Source organism: Actinospineispora acaciae DSM 45401 (assembly GCF_000620785.1).
GTDB lineage: Bacteria > Actinomycetota > Actinomycetes > Mycobacteriales > Pseudonocardiaceae > Pseudonocardia > Pseudonocardia acaciae.
This window is the reverse complement of record NZ_JIAI01000004.1, coordinates 467,062-484,084: the sequence shown is the minus strand read 5'-3', so window position 1 is coordinate 484,084 and position 17,023 is coordinate 467,062. Positions and strand designations below refer to the sequence as shown.

Below are 17,023 nucleotides of genomic sequence, written 5' to 3'. Positions count from 1 at the left end.
AAGGACAGAACTTGTGGGCGAGCTTGCCCTGTCCCGCACCGTGATCAGCTTCGACGTCGTCGGTTCCAGTGCCGGCGATAGACACCGGCAGGTGCACCTGGACCGCACCCTCGACGAGGTCACCAAGAAGGCTATCGATAAGGTGCGAGACCCGCAATACCCGATCGCCGGCGCCTACCGTCGCACCGACGGAGATAGCCTGACCATGGTCGTGGACAAGAACGTAGCGATTTCTTGGATAATCTCCGACTTCGTCCTGCGTGAGTTGGTGATTGCGCTGGGCGAGGCGAACCGCAGGGTAAAGGAATCGTACCGGCTGCGGGTCCGGGTGGCGATCGATCATGGCGAGACCGTGCTTCACGAGCCGCACGTCGCCGGCGATGCCGTCATCTGCGCTGCTCGGTTGCGCGACGCGCCGCCCCTGCGCGAGGCCATGAAGGACCGCACCGAGGCGGATCTCGGTCTCATCGTCAGTGACCGGATCTACAACGACGTCGTCGTCCACGGCGAGCGAGGGCTCATGACCACGCCATTTGAGGCGGTCCAGGTGTCCGTCAAGGACTTCACGGACCAAGGGTGGATCCATCTGCCCGTCGGGCAAGGCTCCGACGGGCAGGCCCGCACGCCGAAAGCGCCATCGTCTCCATCCGAGACAAAGATGTTCCAGAACATCGTTGGGACGGTGAACGCATCGCACTCGGTCATCGGCATCGGGTGGAAATAGAATGGCCGATTCCGAACTGCCTCGCAGTATCCGATCTATCGTTCAAATCTACGGCCCCGTGTACGCCAAAGACAGCGTCTTCGGGGCAGGCAGCGGCGTGCGGCAGGGATCGCCTCGCCGGGAGACGGGGCTGCTGCATGACCGTGACATCGAACTGGTGACCGGTCGCTACGTGCCGGGGCCGTGCGAGCCCGAGGCCGCACAAGCGCTTGGCGTCGATCACATAGTTGTTCTCCAGGGAAAGCGAGGGCTCGGGAAGCGCGCCGCGGCGATCAGCCTGCTACGTAGCCGGACGGATGGGCCGCTGACCGTGCTTTCCCCCGCGAGCTCGATTCAGGAGATCGCCGCTCACAGCTACGAATCCGGCCACGGTTACCTGGTGGTCGACCAGGCGGACGACAAGTCGGCGCCGCCTTCGGACTTCGACTGGCACAAGGCGCGTGACGCGGTCCGCGAGGCCGGCGCGTTCCTGGTGGTGACGCGCCAGGAGCCGATCAGCCCCGAGGTCGAGATAGTGACCGCGGTGCGGTGGCGGCCACCGCCGAGACAGGACGTGGTCCGGGTGTACCTTGCCGGCGCCGAGCACGCGGTGGACGAGCTCGTCGAGGCGCTCCCGGTCGAGTGTTCCCTGACCGAGCTCGTGAAGGTCGCGTCGCACGTCGCCGAGGGCGAGTCCGTGCCGCACGCACTGCGACGCCTGGACAGTTCCGCCGTCGAGGTGGTCCGGACCTGGTTCGGCACCGACCCCACGCAGTGGGAGGTCGTCGAGATGACCGCGCTGGCGTTCAGCGCGGACGTCACCGGCGAGGACTTCAGGACCAGGGCGAAGTCGCTCGGGACTCACCTGCACGTGGACGAGCACGCCGCGCCCGCCAAGCCGAACAGCCTGGTCGTCACCGGGCCCGGCGGTACTCCCACGTTCGCGGACGCCAGGTACCGGGACCACGTGCTGGCCGAGCTGTGGGCTCGTCAACCCCGTTCGGTGTGGGAGGGGGTCTCGGCGTGGCTCGGGGAGATCGTGCACGCCGGGGCCGACCTCTCGGTCGCGTTCGGGCTGTCCGGGCTGGCGAAGGTCGATCCCACGATGGTCGAGACGGAGTTTCTCGAGCCGTGGTCGGAGGGGGGATCGGGCTGGAACGCGCAGACCACGGCCGCGTTTGTGATCTGGGCCCTGTGTCTGGACGAGCGGTCCGTGTCGACGGCACTGCGCATAGTACGTGGGTGGGCGCGGGGTACCTCGCCCCAACGGCAGACGGCCGCAATCGCCCTGAGCGGCGAGTTGGGCGTGAGGTTTCCGGCCGAGGCGGTGCACGAGCTGCGGCGGCTGCTCGCAGACAGCCCGCGCCCCGGCGATGACACGTACGCGGATGCCTTCGGGGCGTTGTTCAGCACCCTGCAGACGGAGGGCGATGACGGCGCCGTCGTGCTCGATCTGCTAGCCCGCCTGCTCGACGACGCCGCCGACCGTCGGCTCTCCCCGGACGCGGAGGAATCGGTCAGGCGGTCCGTGCGGGCCGCGCTCACGGCCCGCAACTGGACCGATGACCGGTCCACGATCGGTTCCTTCCTGGGAGACCGGCCCGACCGCACCGACCTCGTCGGCAGGCTGATGGCACCGTTGCTGGTCGACCCCGCCGCTGTGGCCAAGGCCCTGGCCGGGTTCGCCGCCGGCGGCGCAAAGCCCGAGGCGGAGGACATCGCCAGATGGCTGCAATCGTCGTCCGACGCGGTGGCCGAAGCGCGGACCGCCCCACACGGTGTGCCCCCGCCGCCCGCCGAACGGCCGGCGCCCGCCGGGCAGCCGGCGCCACCCCCGCCACCCCCGCCACCCGAGCCGGACGCGAAGGACGGCCCCGGCCGCCCGTACCCGATCATCCGCCGGCACCGCATCGAGCCCATGAACCGCTGGCTTCGGGTCCTGCGCGTGGTCGGAGGCGGGCGCCCGGACGGGCTGCCTCGAACGGGGCCGCACGAGGCGCTGGTGTTCCATGCGGGCGGCGATTGCCTGCCGGATCCCGGACGCCGTGAACGATCCGGTGTCCTCGCGCGCGCCGCCCACGTCAGCGTCGTCGACATCTCGGCGAGCCGGGCCGTGCGGGTGATCATCCCCGTTCCCTCCGCGGAGGCCGTCCCTTTCATCGTGCGCATCAGGCTCGCCTGCACGGTAGTCGACCCCGTGGCCGTGGTGCGCCACGGAACCGAGGACGCGGAAGGACGCCTGCGCGATCACCTGTGCGGACGGCCGAGGCTCGAGACGCTCGGCCGAACGCACTCCCTGACCGACACCGCGCGGATGCGCGGGGACGTGCACGCATGGGTTCGCGCGGACCTCAAGGTCCGCGGCGTCCCCTGGCCGGGCCTGACCGTCGAGCTGACCGGCGTCGACGTGTTCACCCCGCCGCACCTGACCAGCCCGCCCGACCAGAAGGAGCCCGACGATGCCGATTGAGCGGCACATCCGCGTGATCGCCTACTGGCTACGCCGCCTGATCGGCGTCAACGAAGACCTACTCGACCGCGTGAAGCTGGACCGCCCGCGCTACACCAGGATGGGGGCGATCGTCTGCCTGACCGCGGCGTTGAGCACGGTGTCCATGCTGGTCGTGACGAGCCAACTGGCGACGGGCTGGATCTCGGCGCTGGGCGCCGTGGCGTTCGCCCCCGCCTGGGGCCTGGTCATCCTGACGATCGACAGCTGGCTCATCTCGAGCACGCACGGCTCGCGGCGGGCGAGGACCCTGCTGCCGAGGCTGATGCTCTCGGTGCTGTTGGGGTTCGTGATCGCGGAGCCGATGGTGATACTGGTGTTCCGGCCGGCGATCGAACGGCAGGTGACCCTGACCCGGGAGGAGATGATCGCGGCCGAGGCGAGCACGTGGAAGACCTGCAATCCGGCGACCGACGAGCCCGTCGCCGATCACCGGTGCGCCAGTCATCGCCTGGCCCTCCCCGACTCGCCGAGCACCCTGCGTACGGAGCTCGCCGATCTTCGCGCGCGCCGGGACAACGACGCGGCGGCGCTCGACCGGGACAAGAACCGCTGGGAGGAGCTCGACGCCGCCACTCGGGCCGAATGCGCGGGCACCGCCAGGCCCGACACCACCGGGGTTCGCGGCGAAGGCCCTCAGTGCCTGCACAACCGAGAGGTCGCCGAGCAGTACCGCCGTGACACGAGGCTGGAGCAGCGGCCGGCCGATCTCGTCAGGCTCGACGGCAGGATCAACGACCTTCAGAACAAGGTCACCGAGGCGGCGACCAGCTACGGCGCCAAGGTTCAGGCCGAGATCGACAAGAAGCAGAACGACGCGCGCACCCAGGCGGTGGGCATCCTCGAGGAGCTCGATGCGCTCGGGAAGCTGTCGGCCACGAGCACGCCCGTGACGGTCGCGCACTGGATACTCCGGCTGCTGCTGGTCGTGGTCGACTGCCTGCCGGTGCTGGCGAAATGGATGGGCGGCCCCACCGCGTACGACCGGCTGGTCATGCGGCGGACGGAATCCGACGTCAAGCTCTACGACGAGGAGCTCCGGCGCCGCGAGGAGATCACGTCCCTGGTCGGGGAGGCGAGCAAGGAGGACGGGCTGCGGAAGCGGCGTGCCACGCTCGACGAGTACGCCGAGGACGATCGTCGCACCCGTCTCGACCTCGAACGCGAGCTCGACGAACAGACCGAGCGGCTGTACCAGTTGTACCGGAGGGAGCAGCCCTAGGCGAGGAAGGCCGCCGCGCTCAGGGCGAGCACGCCGACCAGCGCCAGCATGAGCGAGGCCTGGACGAGCCGATACTTCGCCCAGTTCAGCTTCCCCACCCGCACGAGCTGGTGGGCCAGCGATGCGAGTCGCTCCTCCGGGCGCAGGTCCCGCAACCGCTGGTGGAGCTCGGCCGGCTCCCAGTGACGTAGATGGCCGAAGTACGCGACGTGCATCCGGTGCTGCGCGTGCTGCCGTCGAACGCTGCCCAACCTCGGGAACACCGCGGTGCCCGCGGCGACCATCGACAGGATCAGCGCGGTGATTCCGCCGAGTTCCGCCGCATGCCGCCATCCGACGAGCCCGGCGAGCGCGGCGCCCTTGCTGTTGGCCGACAGCGTCGCGAACAGGGCGCCGCCTTCGAGGGCGAGAAGGATCGACCCCTTCGTGTCGACCTTGCTCGTCAACGCCTCCTGCGCCTGATGGACCTGCCAGGCGAAGGCGGCGGCGTCCGTGGCGTCGCTCGGCCGCGAGCCAGGCCGGTACGGGTACCGCGACCGCCAACGACCGAACAGGTTGACCACCTCCCGAGGCGGACCACGGACACCACCGTCATCTCAGCAGTGTCACGCGCCCGGCGGGCCATTTTCGGGCGAACGCCTCTCGATCGTCCACGACGACCACGACCCTCGGTAGCACTCGGCGGGACCGACCGTGGGGAGCGCCGTAGTGCGGGCGCCGGTCACCTGTGTTGTGCTGTGTCACGCGCGGCGGACCACCCAACCTCGAACCGGAGCCACCATGGCGAACGTGCCGGTCAGCGACGTCGACCTCTACACCGACGAGGCCCGGGTCGACCCCTACCCGATCTACGAGCGGCTGCGCGGGCAGGGCCCGGTGGTGCACCTACCCCGCTACGACCTCTACGCCCTGCCCCGCTACGAGCAGGTGCGCACGGCCCTGATGGACTGGAAGACGTTCACCTCGGCCCGAGGCGTGTTCGTCGACCCCGAGATGAACGCCCAGCTCGAGGGCATCACGCTGTGCAGCGACCCGCCCGAGCACACGATGCTGCGCGGGGTGCTCGGACGCCCGCTGCGCCAGGACCGGATGCGCGACGTGGCCCCCAGGATCGAGGCCGAGGCCGACCGGGTCGTCACCCGGCTGGTGGAGCGCGGCCGGTTCGACGCCGCCACCGAGCTGGCCGAGCACCTGCCGATGACGGTGGTGTCAGACCTGGTCGGGCTGCCCGACCGGGGACGGGCGAAGATGCTGGACTGGGCGGCGGCGATCTGGGACGTCCAGGGGCCGGCCAACGCCCGGTTCGCCAAGGCCATGCCCTCGGTCGAGGAGTTCATCGCGTTCGCGGTCAACGACGCGGTGCCCGGCAACCTGGATCCGGACGGCTGGGCCGCCCACCTCTACCAGGCGGCCGATCGCGGCGAGCTGCCCCGGGACAAGTGCCCGGTGATGATGCTCGACTATGTCACGCCCAGCCTGGACACCACGATCCTGGCGATCACCAACACGATCGCGCTGTTCGCCCGCCATCCCGACCAGTGGGAGCTGCTGCGGTCCGACCGAACGCTGATCCCGCACGCGATCAACGAGTCGCTGCGCCTGGAGTCGCCGGTGCCGCAGTTCAGCAGGGTGCTCACCGAGGACCACGAGATCGACGGCGTGGCGCTGCCGGCCGGCAGCCGGGTCGCGCTGCTCTACGGGTCGGCCAACCGCGACGAGCGCCACTACCCGGACCCCACCCGGTTCGACATCACCCGCCGCCCGTCCGACCACCTCGCCTTCGGTCGCGGCGAGCACGTCTGTGTGGGCATGCACCTGGCCCGGCTGGAGATGACCGCGCTGCTCGAACGCCTCGCCGACCGGGTGACCGGGTTCGAGGTCGTCTCGTCGACCCCGATGATCAACAACGGCCTGCGCGGGCTGGAGCACCTGGAGGTCATCGCGCACACGACCGGTTAGGCGAGCTCCCCGTGGCGCACGCCGTCCAGGAACGCGGCGAACTGCGCGGCGGTGAACACCAGGTGGTGGTCGTCGCGCGAGTCCCACGGCCGCTTGCTGTCCCGGATGGCGACCCAGCCGCGCGCGTGGGCCACCTCGACACACCGGTGCGGGTCCTGACCGCTGCGGCTGGACTTGCGGAACTGCTGGCGCTGGAAGGCGGGCGGCGTCGAGTTGCTCATTCTCTTCCCTTTCTCATGGCTTTCTGCCGACGGCGGCGTACAGGCAGGGCCGTCCCGGAGAATGCGGGTCGACGGGCTGGACGTTTCGCCAGTCGGTGGCGTACACGACGCCGGGTTCCACGATGTCCAGGCCGTCGAAAAGCTCGGTGAACTCGTCGCGGCGGCGGACGTAAACGGGGTTGGATGTGCTGCCGTACTCCCGTTCGAGGTTCAGGTACTGCTCGCGGGCGAGCGGGGTGGCCTCGTCGACCGCGGCGTGGGACAGCGCCAGGTAGCTGCCCGGGGCGAGCCGATCCAGGTAGGAACGCAACAGCGCGCGGGGATTGTCACGGGGGCTGACGAAATGGAAAACGGCCACGATGAGCAGGCCGACCGGCCGGTCGAAGTCGATGAGCCGCGCGGTCCGGGGATGGTCGAGGATGGTGTCGGGGTGCCGCAGGTCGCCGGGGATCGCGGTGGCCACCGTGGAGTCCCTGAGCATGTCCTGCGAGGTCACGACGGCCTCGGTGTCGTTGTCCACGTAGACGACGCGCGTCTCGGGCGCGATCTGGTGGGCGGCCTCGTGCACGTTGCCCACGGTGGGCACGCCGGAGCCGATGTCGATGAACTGCCGGATTCCGTTCCCCAGGGCGAACCGCACGGCGCGGCGGAGGAAGTCACGGTTGTCCCGCGCCATGTCCCAGGCGAACGGGCAGATGTCCCTGATTCGCTCGGCGAATGCACGGTCGACGGGGTAGTTGTGCGTGCCGCCGAGATAGTAGTCGTACAGCCTCGCCGCGCTGGGCTTCGTGGTGTCGATCTCGCGGGAGTAGAAGTCGCTCACTACGTACCGTCCTTGTAGTTGCGGTTCTCGATGTAGCGGATGAACCGCCGCGAGTCCTCGGCGGGAAGCGCCGCCGAGGTGAGGATGCGCCACGCCTTCTCGTATCCGTCCAGTGCCTTCTTGTCGTCGATGTAGCGGATTTCCTTCTCGCCCTGGATGTAGCCCACCTCGAGCGGGCCGGCCGCGCCCGGCGAGGGCACCCGGACCAGGATGAACGGCCTGGCCGCGACCTGGGTGCCGCTGGCCTGCTCCTTGAACGGCAGGATCTGCAGGAGCACGTTCGGGCGCCTGGACAGCTTGTGCATGTGGTCGAGCTGCTCGCGCATGACCGTCACGCCGCCGTACTCGCGCCACAGGCAGGACTCCGAGAGCACCGCGTGGTACTGGATCGGGTCGTCGCCGGTCAGGGCCTCCTGGCGCTGCAGCCGCGCCTGCACCCAGTCCTCCACCGAGAGCTCGTCGTCGCCGCCGCGCTGCGCCGCGAACAGGGCACGGATATACGCCTCGCACTGCACCAGGTCGGGCGCGATCTCGCTGTCCAGGCAGCGCAGCAGCTCCGCCGAGCGCTCCAGGTCGACCATCAACCGGAAGTCCTCGTGGTACGCGCGGTTGTGGCCGGTCGACCAGAACCCCCGCTTGTTGCTGTCCTGGTGCAGGTTCACCAGCGCGGCCGTGTGCCCCTGGTCCAGCGTCAGCTCGCGGGCCAGCGTGATCAGGTCGCCGTAGCTGATCGCCGCCCGGCCGTTGATCACGTCGGTGATCTTCTGCGGCCGAACCTTGATCAGGGCGGCCGCCTGCGCCTGCGTGATCCCGGCCTGGTCGATCGCGTGCTTGATCTCCTTGCCGAGCAGGAGCCTCTTCGCCGTCCTGACGGCCGTAGCACCCACCGATCAGACCTCTTTCATGCGGATGTACCAGGGCAAAGCTACACAGAGTAGTTGAGATGTGACGTCTGGCCGCGCCCCCTTCCTGGAGACTGAAGAACGGTAACCCGAAACCCGGACTCCGGGTATCACCTATCCCGGTTTTAGGATACGGATTTCTGGACTACGACACGCGTCGTGGACGGAGTCAAAGCGGGCGCGGAACGACGACGGCCGTCACAACTGTGATATAGCGGCAACTCGATCGGGCGACGTGCCGCCTTCGAGCGCCCCTTTTCGATCCCGAAGATTACAGTTACGGTAGCTCTGAACCCGGAATCCGGGTTTGGAGGATCCGGGATTAAGTGGCGACGCGCAGTGGGAGGGCTGACGTCTGGTGATGTGCCGTGCCGGTGACCGCCCGGGGCGGCGCGCCGTGGCCGAGCAGGGGCGACAGCCCGGCCTGGCCACCGTCAGCAGGTTGCCGACCGCGACCGCTCCGGAGGTTCGCACCAGGGTCCACGCCGTGCTCGAGAACGCCGACCAGGCCCTCTATCTGGGCTCCCGGCTGACCGACGACCTGGACCCGCACGGCCCGGTCAACCGCGGCCACGTGACCGCGCTGCTGCGGGCCAGCGGTGATCTCCTCGACATCCACGGCGGCGTCGCGGTGTACGTGGAGGCCGAACCGCCGACGCCGCGCTCGGCCCGGTTCAGGCTGCACCGCAGCGCCCCCGGCACCGATCCCGTTCTCACCGACCCGGTGGCGGCGGTGACGGCCGAGCCCGCGAGCCGCCTCTGCGAGTGCGGCCTGAGCCTCGAACCGCCGAAGGGCGCCGAGTACTGGCTGCCCGACCGACACCCCGACCCGGGTCCGGACGCGGTGTACGCGGTGGCGATCTGCGGCGAGTCCCCGCTCGCCCGCCGGGCGGTGCGCCGCGAGGAGCGTGCCGGCTGGCGGAAGGAGGGGACCCGCGTCGGCTTCCCGGACTACGCGATCACCTGGAAGTGGTCCGACCTGGGCCGGTGCGAGGCGGGCGGCCTGCACCCGGTCCGCCGCCTGCGCCCCTGACCCCACACGCCGTCAGCTCGCCAGCGCGGCGATGCCGGCGCGAACCTCACGGGCGAAGATCTCGGGCTGCTCGAAGGCCGCGAAGTGCCCGCCGCGCTCGGCGGCGTGGTAGTAGCGCAGGTCGCTGAACTGCGTCCGCAGCCAGCGTTCGCTGACCGCGAAGATCTCCTCGGGAAACTGCGTGTAGGCGGCCGGGATCCGCACCAATTCGGGCTGGGTGGTGAGGTACCGGGCGTTCTCCCAGTACATCCGGGCCGATGACGCGGCGCTGTTCGTCAGCCAGTACATCATGACGTTGTCCAGCAGGTTGTCCCGCGACACGGCGTTCTCCGGGTGGCCGTCGCAGTCGGCCCAGGCGTAGAACTTCTCCACGATCCAGGCGAGCTGGCCGGCCGGGGAGTCGGCGAGCGAGTAGCCGATCGTCTGCGGGCGGGTGGCCTGCTCGGCGGCGTAGCCGTTCTCCTCGGCGAAGAACCGCCGTGCCCTGGCCAGCATCTCGCGCTCCCGCTCGGTCGGCTCGCCGAGCCGGGAGAGCGCCTCCGGGGAGGCCCGTGCCACGTTCAGGTGCACGCCCAACAGGCCCTCGAAGGCGCCGGCGGCCATCGCGGTGGTCACCGCCGAGCCCCAGTCACCGCCCTGGGCGTAGTAGCGCGGGTATCCGAGGTGAACCATCAGCTCGTGCCAGGCGCCGGCGATCCGCTCGATCCCGGTACCGGGGTGGGACGGCTTGTCGCTGAACCCGAAGCCGGGCAGTGCGGGGATCACCAGATGGAACGCGTCGGCCGCCGAGGCGCCGTGCGCCTCGGGGTCGGTCAGCGGGCCGATCACGTCCAGGAACTCCACGACCGAACCCGGCCAGCCGTGCGTCATGACCACCGGACGGGCGCGTTCGTGTGGGGAGCGCACGTGCAGGAAGTGGATTCCCAGGTCGCCGATGGTGGCGTGGAACTGGGGGAACGCGTTCAGCCGGGCGGCCAGCCGTCGCATGTCGTACTCGGTGGCCCAGTACTCGCACAGCTCGCGGGTGTAGCTCAGCGGGATGCCCTGCGACCAGTCGTCGACCGTCGCCGGCTCGGGCCACCGGGTGCGGGCCAGCCGGTCGCGCAGATCGGCGACCTGCGCGTCGGTGATCTCCGCCCGGAAGTCGCGTATCTGGGCCGTTGCGGTTCTCATGCGGGGGTAACCGTCCTTCGTGGGGCGATCGCTGGCGAGCGGAGCGGGGCCGTCCGGGGTTCGCAGCGACGGCCATCGCCGCTTCCGCTAGCGTGATGCTAGTGCTAGCTGCTTTTGTCATGCAAGCAGTAAGCGTGCGACGTCGGCCCGGGCACGGGGAGATCGTTGAGCGACCGTCAGCTACGGGGTGATCCGCGCGCCGAGGACGGCGTGCGCGGCGGCCGGCGAGCCGGTGACGGAGATCCGGGGGTCGTCGAGCGTGGTCCGTTTCCACAGCAGGAGCAGCAGCGCCTCGGCGGGGCCGGTGACCGTCACGTCGGCCGGTTGGCTGTCCGGGCCCGGCGCCGCCGTGCCGTCGCCGGCGACGGTGTAGGCGCCCGCGTCGGGGACCTCGACGCGCAGGCTCCGGGTGAGCGGCGGCTGGCGGCCCAGGCGAACCTGCCTCGGGAACATGGCCTCGGCGACCTCGGCGACGCCGTCGGCGGCCAGCGCGGGGTCGATCGGGTCGGGGGTGCCCTGGGAGCTCTGCGCGTCCCAGCGGTGCAGCGACGTCTCGTGGGCCTGCCGGCGCATCCAGAAAGCGGCGACGGCGGGCGGTGCGATGGTCCAGCAGGGCGTGTCCGGTTCGATCCCGCGCAGGGTGCGTTCCAGTGCCGCGCCGCCCTCGTCGAACCAGTCGGCCAGCGCCGTGCGGCCGGCGGGTGCGGGGTGGTCGTTCGAGGCCGTGGCGCCGGTCTCGACCACCTGCCGCGCCCATCGGTGGACGGCGCCAAGGTGCGCGGTCAGCTCGGCGAGGTGCCAGCTCGGGCAGCCCGGCACCGGGGCGGCCAGGTCGCCGTCCCGGAGGACCCGGGCGAACGCGGCGCGCTCGGCGGCCAGCCAGCCCAGGTGCTCGTCCGGTCGCATGGCGGCAGCCTATTCGCCGGCGGCGGTGGGTGGGGAGGTTCGCGCGCGGCCGGAGCCGAGATCCCCCTTTCGCCGGGATCGTCCGGTGCGTGATGAAATGCCGGGACACGCCGGGAGGGGGTGTTCGTCGCCGGTGACGTCCGAGGGATCGCACGGGTCTCGGCTCGCGGCCGAGGGGGTCTCGAAGCTCTTCTTCGCCAAGGGAGAGCCGATCTGGGCACTGCGGGACGCCACGGTCGCCGTCGCCGAGGGGTCGTTCACCTGCGTGATCGGCCCGTCCGGCTGCGGGAAGTCGACGCTGCTGCGCATCCTCGGCGGGCTGGAGACGGCCACCACCGGCACCGTCGCGAAGGCGGACGGCGCCGCGTTCGTGTTCCAGGAGCACGGCGTGTTCCCGTGGCTGCGGGTGCTGGACAACGTGGCGTTCGGGGCCCGGATGGCCGGCATGGCGCGCGGCGAGCGCACCGCGCTGGCCCGCCGCTGGGTGGAGCGGGTCGGGCTGGCCGGGTTCGAGGACGCCTACCCGCACCAGCTCTCCGGCGGCATGCGCCAGCGGGTCGCGATCGCCAGGGCGTTCGCCACCGGCTCGCCGGTGCTGCTGATGGACGAGCCGCTCGGCGCGCTGGACGCGCAGACCCGGCTGCTGCTGCAGGAGGAGCTGCTGCGGATCTGGGAGCGGGAGCGCAAGACGGTGGTCATGGTGACGCATTCCATCGAGGAGGCGCTGCTGCTCGGCGACCGGGTGCTGGTCATGTCGGCCCGGCCGGGGCGGGTCACCGCCGAGCTGGAGGTGCCGTTCGCGCGCCCGCGCGGCATGGAGGTCGAGCGGGACCCGGAGTTCGCCGAGCTGCGGCACCGGATCTGGACGCTGCTGCGCGACGAGGTGGCGGCGTCGCTGAACGGCGGCGGCACGAGCGGCACGAGCGGCACGGGTGGCACGAGCGGCGGGGTGGGCCGGTGAGCGCGGCCGAGGCGATCGCCGAGGAGATCGTGGAGCGGGAGCTGCGGCGGGCGCGGCGGCTGCGGCGGCGGGACCTGGCGCTGGCCGTGCTCACCCCGGTGCTGCTGCTCGCCGCCTGGCAGCTCGCGGCCGACGCCGGGGTGATGGACGCGCGGCTGTTCCCGCCGCCGTCGAGGACGTTCGCCCGCGCCGCCGACATGATCGCCTCCGGCCAGCTGCTCGACCACGTCCTTCCCACGCTGGCCCGGCTGTCCGCCGGCTACCTGCTGGGCGCGCTGGCCGGGATCGCGGTGGGCCTGGCGATGGGCGCGTGGCGGCCGCTCTACGCCGCGCTGGCGCCCACGTTCTCCGCCCTGTACGCGCTGCCCAAGATCGCCATCTTGCCGCTGCTGCTGCTGATCTTCGGGCTCACCGAGACGCCCAGGGTGCTCGCGGTGGCGATCACGATCTTCTTCGTGGTGCAGATCAACACGCTGGCCGGCATCCGCCAGATCGACGCCGGCGCGCTGGAGGCCGCGCGGGCGTACGGGGCGACCGGCTGGCGGCAGTTCCGGTTCGTGACCATCCCCGCCAGCCTGCCGTCGATCTTCACCGGGCTGCGGGTGTCGGCCGGGCTCGGGGTGGTGGTCATCACCGCCGTGGAGTTCGTCGCGTCCAACGAGGGCCTCGGCTACCTGATCTGGAACTCCTGGCAGCTCTTCCAGCCCGAGCGGATGTACGTCGGGCTGATCACCGTCTCGGTGCTCGGCGCGGCGGTGACCGGCCTGATCGCGCTGCTGGAACATGCCATGGTGCGCTGGCGCCGGGCGAACGAACCGGTACGACGCCGCAACGCCGGTGCCCAAGAGAACACGGAGGCCCGATGAAACGCATGTCGACGGCGCTCGCGGCGCTGACCGCTGTGACCGCCGTGACCACACTGGCCACCGCGCTGGCCGGCTGCGGCGGGTCGTCCGCGAAACCCGATGACGCCACCGTCACCGTCGCGCACGCCCCGTCCACCCTGTTCGCGCCGCTGTACCTGGCGCAGGCCAAGGGCTACTTCGCCGAGCGCGGGCTGAAGGTCGACCTGCAGACCATCAAGGCCGGCCAGGACGCCATCCCGCTGGCCGCGAGCGGCAAGGTGGACGCCGTGGTGGCCGGGTTCTCCGCCGGCATGTTCAATGCGCTGCACGCCGGCCTGGACATCAAGATCGTCGGCACCATGGGCGTCTCGACGGGCGACCCGAAGGCGTCACCGACCGCGCTGGAGGTGTCCAAGAAGCTGGTCGACGCCGGCACCGTCAAGGCCCCCGCCGACCTGCGCGGGCGCTCCGTGGCGCTGTCCGGCGGCCCGGGCGCGGCCGGCGGGTACCAGCTCGGGGTGACGCTGGCCGGCTCCGGGCTGACGCTGAGGGACGTGCGGGCGGTCAACCTCAGCTTCCCGGACATGGAGGCCGCGATCGCGAACGGCAGCGTGGACGCCGCCCTGCCGCCGGCGCCGTTCACCACCCGGATGGAGCGCAACGGCGTGGCCGTCCCGCTGGCGGTGCCGCCGGCCGGGACCGCGGCGAGCGGGGTCGTCTACGGCGCCGCGTTCGCCGGCACCGACCGGGCGCAGAAGTTCTTCGACGCGCTGGTCCGCGCCTCCGCCGACCTGCAGGGCACGGCCGCCAAGTCCGAGCAGAACCTGAAGATCCTGGCCGACGCCACCGGCGAGGACCTGGCAGTGCTGCAGCGGGTGCCGTTCTACACCTGGCGCCCCGACCTCGCCCCGGACGCCGACCAGCTCACCCGCCAGCAGCGCGTCTACCTCGACGCCGGCCTGCTGGACTTCTCCGAGCCGCTGGCCCCTGACAAGTTCGTGGCGCCGGCGTTCAGCCAGAAGGCGCCCCGCTAGCCGCGCTCGACCAGTGGGGCGCGGGGTCCCGCCTGCCGAGGGCAGATCTGCTCACGGCGGAAGGAGCGGCGGCCGGCGCCGCGCCGCCGGCATCGTCGGAGCATGACCAACGACGAGAGGCAGCCGCTGTTCGACCACCGGCTCCGCGAACGGTTCTTCAGCCAGCGGGTGCTGGTCCTCGACGGCGCGCTCGACGACGACAACGGGACGGTGCTGGCCACCCAGCTGCTCTCGCTGGCCAGCGAGGACCCCCGCAAGGACATCGCGCTGTGGATCCACTCGCCGGGCGGCTCGGTGCCCGCGATGCTGGCGATCCGCGACGTGATGCGGCTGGTGCCGTGCGACGTGGCCACGCTGGCCCTGGGCCTGGCCTGCAGCGCGGGGCAGTTCCTGCTGTCGGCGGGCACCCCGGGCAAGCGCTTCGCCCTGCCGCACGCCCGCATCCTGATGCACCAGGGCTCGGCCGGGATCGCCGGCTCGGCGGTCGAGGTGGAGGTGCAGGCGGACGACCTGCGCTACACCCGGGACACGGTGCTCGGGCTCATCGCGGCGGACACCGGCCAGCCGATCGACCGAATCCACGCCGACTCGCTGCACGACAGGTGGTTCACCACCGGGCAGGCGCTCGAGTACGGCTTCATCGACCACATCGTCAACGATCTCAGCGAGGTCGTGCCGGTGCGCATGCACGCGCTGGGGATCGGCGTGGAGGCAGCATGAGCACCTACACCATCCCCAACGTCATCACCCGGGTCGCGGGGACCGAGCGGATCATGGACGTCTACTCCCACCTGCTGGCGGAGCGGATCGTCTACCTCGGCACTGGGATCGACTCCGGGGTGGCGAACGCGCTGATCGCGCAGCTGCTGTTCCTGGAGGCGGACAACCCGGAACAAGAGATCAACTTCTACATCAACTCCGAGGGCGGCGACCCGTCCGCGATGCTCGCGCTGTACGACACCATGCGCTTCATCAAGGCGCCGGTGGCGACCACGTGTGTGGGCCAGGCGGTCGCGGCCGGCGCGGTGCTGCTGGCCGCGGGCGCGCCAGGGCGCCGCTCGGTGCTGCGCCACTCGCGGGTGGTGTTGCACCAGCCGGCGGCGCAGGGCCGAGGCGCCATCCCGGACCTCATCCTGCAGGCGGACGAGGTGGTGCGGGTGCGCACCCAGCTGGAGGAGATCCTCTCGGCGCACACCGGCAAGTCCGTCGAGCAGCTGAGGCACGACACCGACCGGGACCGGGTGTTCGATGCGGTGGGCGCGGTCGACTACGGGCTGGTGGACCAGGTCCTGGACCACCGGGCCTGAGACCGGCAGGGCCAGGGTGCCTCAGGCGGCCATGAGCACGGGTCCGGTGGGACGGCGGCGGGCCACCGGACCCGTGCCGCGCGGCCGACGGACGTCACCGGCGATGCCGATGAGCAGCCCGGCCAGGTCGATGCCGAGCGCACCGGTCACCGCGGCGATCATCTCGCTGGACGGCTCCTTGCGCCCGCGCTCGATCTCGGACAGGTACTGCGGCGAGATGCCGGCCCGCTCCGCGACGTCGACCAGGCGGCCGCCCTGCTCTTCCCTGGTCGCGCGCAGGCTCCGGCCGAGGACCTCGCGCCACAGCGGCTCCGGCTCACGATCCGGGGCCTGGGTGCGGTTCGGGGGGAACCGGAGAATGTCCGCCATGACGTCATCCTGACAGTCACCCGGCGTCCGGGTGCAACGCTTCCGCTCCGGGCGAAACGGCGGGCGGTCAGGCTCGGTCAGGTTCGGTGCCCGCCGGCGCGCAGCGCGAAGTCCCGGAACGCGGCCACCACCGGAGGCAGCGGCCGGTCCGCCGCCCACACCAGCCCGATCCGCCGGACGGCGCGCGGGCGCAGCGGGACCTCCGCCACCCCGCGCGGCGGCCCCGGATCGGTGACCGGGATCAGCGACACCCCCAGCCCCGCCGCGACCAGCCCGCGCACCGTGTCCAGGTTCTCGCCCTCGAACGCCAGGCGCGGGCGGAAGCCCTCGGCGGCGCACAGCTCGTCGGTGAGCCGGCGCATGCCGAACCCGACCTTCATGCCGATGAACGGCTCATCCGCCAGCTCGGCCACCCGCACCGAGCGCCGCCGGGCCAGCCGGTGGTCGGACGGGACCGCGAGCACCACGGGCTGCTGCTCCACCTCGGTGTACTCGAAGTCCGAGCCCGTCGGCGGCGGCGCGGTCAGCGCCAGGTCGGCCGCGCCGGTGCGCACGTGCTCCAGCAGGTCCTCGTGCCGGCCCTGGGTCAGGGTGAACCGCACGTGCGGGCGCTCGGCGCGAAACGCCCGCAGCAGCTCGGGCACCCGCAGCTCGCCCATGGTGTGCAGGAACGCGAGCGCCACCCGGCCGTGGCTCGGGTCGATCTCCTCGGCGACGCCGCGGCAGCCGTTCTCCAACGTGCGCAGCGCCTGCCGGGCCGCCTCGGCGAGCAGCGCTCCCGGCCTGCTCAACCGCACGCCCCGACCGTCCCGCACGGTCACCGGCGTGCCCAGCTCCTCGGACAGCACGGCCAGCCACCGGCTCACCGTCGGCTGCGGCATGCCCAACACGGCCGCCGCCCTGGTGACCCGGCCCTCGTCGGCCACCGCCCGCAGCACGGCCAGCCTGGGCGCGAGCGCGGCGGCCAGGTCGGTCGACTGGTTGCTCACAGTCTCGGTCACGGCGTCGATTGTGCCCGTGCTGGTCGTGGGCGATCCATCCGTATATGGATGGTTT

18 protein-coding genes are annotated in these 17,023 nt (G+C 71.3%); 10 read left to right on the top strand and 8 right to left on the bottom strand.

Going from position 1 to position 17,023, the window contains the following annotated elements:
* Positions 1–13 precede the first annotated feature (13 nt).
* From N912_RS60595 to N912_RS53865, 3 genes are read left to right on the top strand one after another with little or no spacing between them, the layout of a single operon-like run.
* Entirely contained in the window at positions 14–724 is a 711-nt protein-coding gene (locus N912_RS60595) for a hypothetical protein (protein ID WP_051580612.1), read from the top strand.
* A 1-nt stretch (position 725) separates the two neighbouring features.
* On the top strand, positions 726–3,173 hold the full coding sequence (locus N912_RS0122400; protein WP_169747929.1) for a hypothetical protein: 2,448 nt from the start codon (positions 726–728) through the stop codon (positions 3,171–3,173).
* On the top strand, positions 3,163–4,434 hold the full coding sequence (locus N912_RS53865) for a DUF4407 domain-containing protein (protein WP_084211096.1): 1,272 nt from the start codon (positions 3,163–3,165) through the stop codon (positions 4,432–4,434). Before N912_RS0122400 ends, N912_RS53865 begins: the two co-directional genes overlap by 11 nt.
* Here the strand turns inward: N912_RS53865 and N912_RS62195 are convergent.
* Positions 4,431–4,997, bottom strand: a complete 567-nt coding sequence (locus N912_RS62195; RefSeq protein WP_051580610.1) for a Pycsar system effector family protein — start codon at positions 4,995–4,997, stop codon at positions 4,431–4,433. The two genes, N912_RS53865 and N912_RS62195, sit on opposite strands and share 4 nt — an antisense overlap.
* A 217-nt stretch (positions 4,998–5,214) precedes the next feature.
* Between N912_RS62195 and N912_RS0122385 the strand changes: the two genes are divergently transcribed.
* The gene (locus tag N912_RS0122385) at positions 5,215–6,393 is read left to right on the top strand and encodes a cytochrome P450 (protein ID WP_028924152.1); all 1,179 of its coding nucleotides are present in this window, start codon (positions 5,215–5,217) and stop codon (positions 6,391–6,393) included.
* On the opposite strand, the gene N912_RS0122380 is transcribed toward N912_RS0122385, so the two are convergent.
* The 3 genes from N912_RS0122380 to N912_RS0122370 are packed head-to-tail and all read right to left on the bottom strand — an operon-like array spanning position 6,390 to position 8,324.
* A complete protein-coding gene (locus N912_RS0122380; protein WP_028924151.1) occupies positions 6,390–6,614 on the bottom strand; it encodes a DUF397 domain-containing protein in 225 nt (74 codons plus the stop codon). The two genes, N912_RS0122385 and N912_RS0122380, sit on opposite strands and share 4 nt — an antisense overlap.
* 13 nt (positions 6,615–6,627) lie before the next feature.
* Complete coding sequence (locus tag N912_RS0122375; RefSeq protein WP_028924150.1) at positions 6,628–7,437, bottom strand: SAM-dependent methyltransferase; 810 nt, start codon at positions 7,435–7,437, stop codon at positions 6,628–6,630.
* Positions 7,437–8,324, bottom strand: coding sequence for a helix-turn-helix domain-containing protein (locus tag N912_RS0122370; protein WP_028924149.1), 888 nt, complete (start codon positions 8,322–8,324; stop codon positions 7,437–7,439). The genes N912_RS0122375 and N912_RS0122370 overlap by 1 nt, the downstream gene beginning before the upstream one ends.
* Before the next feature lie 376 nt (positions 8,325–8,700).
* On the opposite strand from N912_RS0122370, the gene N912_RS0122365 reads away from it, so the two are divergent.
* Complete coding sequence (locus N912_RS0122365) at positions 8,701–9,372, top strand: hypothetical protein (protein WP_156993863.1); 672 nt, start codon at positions 8,701–8,703, stop codon at positions 9,370–9,372.
* 12 nt (positions 9,373–9,384) lie between these two features.
* Here N912_RS0122365 and N912_RS0122360 read toward each other — a convergent pair whose 3' ends face one another.
* Both N912_RS0122360 and N912_RS53860 read right to left on the bottom strand, forming a co-directional pair.
* Positions 9,385–10,545, bottom strand: a complete 1,161-nt coding sequence (locus N912_RS0122360) for an epoxide hydrolase family protein (protein ID WP_037065848.1) — start codon at positions 10,543–10,545, stop codon at positions 9,385–9,387.
* A 180-nt stretch (positions 10,546–10,725) separates the two neighbouring features.
* Positions 10,726–11,451 carry a maleylpyruvate isomerase family mycothiol-dependent enzyme gene (locus N912_RS53860; protein WP_037065846.1) on the bottom strand — a complete coding sequence of 242 codons (726 nt, stop codon included), beginning with the start codon at positions 11,449–11,451 and terminating at the stop codon, positions 10,726–10,728.
* A 133-nt stretch (positions 11,452–11,584) separates the two neighbouring features.
* Here N912_RS53860 and N912_RS53855 point away from each other — a divergent pair, with 133 nt between their 5' ends.
* The 5 genes from N912_RS53855 to N912_RS0122330 all read left to right on the top strand — a co-directional run bounded on the left by N912_RS53855 (position 11,585) and on the right by N912_RS0122330 (position 15,598).
* Positions 11,585–12,412: an ABC transporter ATP-binding protein gene (locus tag N912_RS53855; protein ID WP_051580609.1), complete on the top strand. Its 828-nt coding sequence runs from the start codon at positions 11,585–11,587 to the stop codon at positions 12,410–12,412.
* Positions 12,409–13,278 (top strand): ABC transporter permease, encoded by an 870-nt coding sequence (locus N912_RS53850; RefSeq protein WP_051580608.1) that lies wholly within the window; start codon positions 12,409–12,411, stop codon positions 13,276–13,278. The genes N912_RS53855 and N912_RS53850 overlap by 4 nt, the downstream gene beginning before the upstream one ends.
* On the top strand, positions 13,275–14,291 hold the full coding sequence (locus N912_RS0122340) for an ABC transporter substrate-binding protein (RefSeq protein ID WP_028924146.1): 1,017 nt from the start codon (positions 13,275–13,277) through the stop codon (positions 14,289–14,291). Before N912_RS53850 ends, N912_RS0122340 begins: the two co-directional genes overlap by 4 nt.
* A gap of 102 nt (positions 14,292–14,393) precedes the next feature.
* Complete coding sequence (locus tag N912_RS0122335) at positions 14,394–15,011, top strand: ClpP family protease (protein WP_028924145.1); 618 nt, start codon at positions 14,394–14,396, stop codon at positions 15,009–15,011.
* Positions 15,008–15,598 (top strand): ClpP family protease, encoded by a 591-nt coding sequence (locus tag N912_RS0122330; protein ID WP_028924144.1) that lies wholly within the window; start codon positions 15,008–15,010, stop codon positions 15,596–15,598. Before N912_RS0122335 ends, N912_RS0122330 begins: the two co-directional genes overlap by 4 nt.
* Positions 15,599–15,619: 21 nt before the next feature.
* On the opposite strand, the gene N912_RS0122325 is transcribed toward N912_RS0122330, so the two are convergent.
* Positions 15,620–15,967, bottom strand: a complete 348-nt coding sequence (locus N912_RS0122325) for a helix-turn-helix domain-containing protein (RefSeq protein WP_028924143.1) — start codon at positions 15,965–15,967, stop codon at positions 15,620–15,622.
* Positions 15,968–16,044: 77 nt separating this feature from the next.
* Positions 16,045–16,968 carry a LysR family transcriptional regulator gene (locus N912_RS0122320; protein ID WP_245645377.1) on the bottom strand — a complete coding sequence of 308 codons (924 nt, stop codon included), beginning with the start codon at positions 16,966–16,968 and terminating at the stop codon, positions 16,045–16,047.
* Positions 16,969–17,023 lie beyond the last annotated feature (55 nt).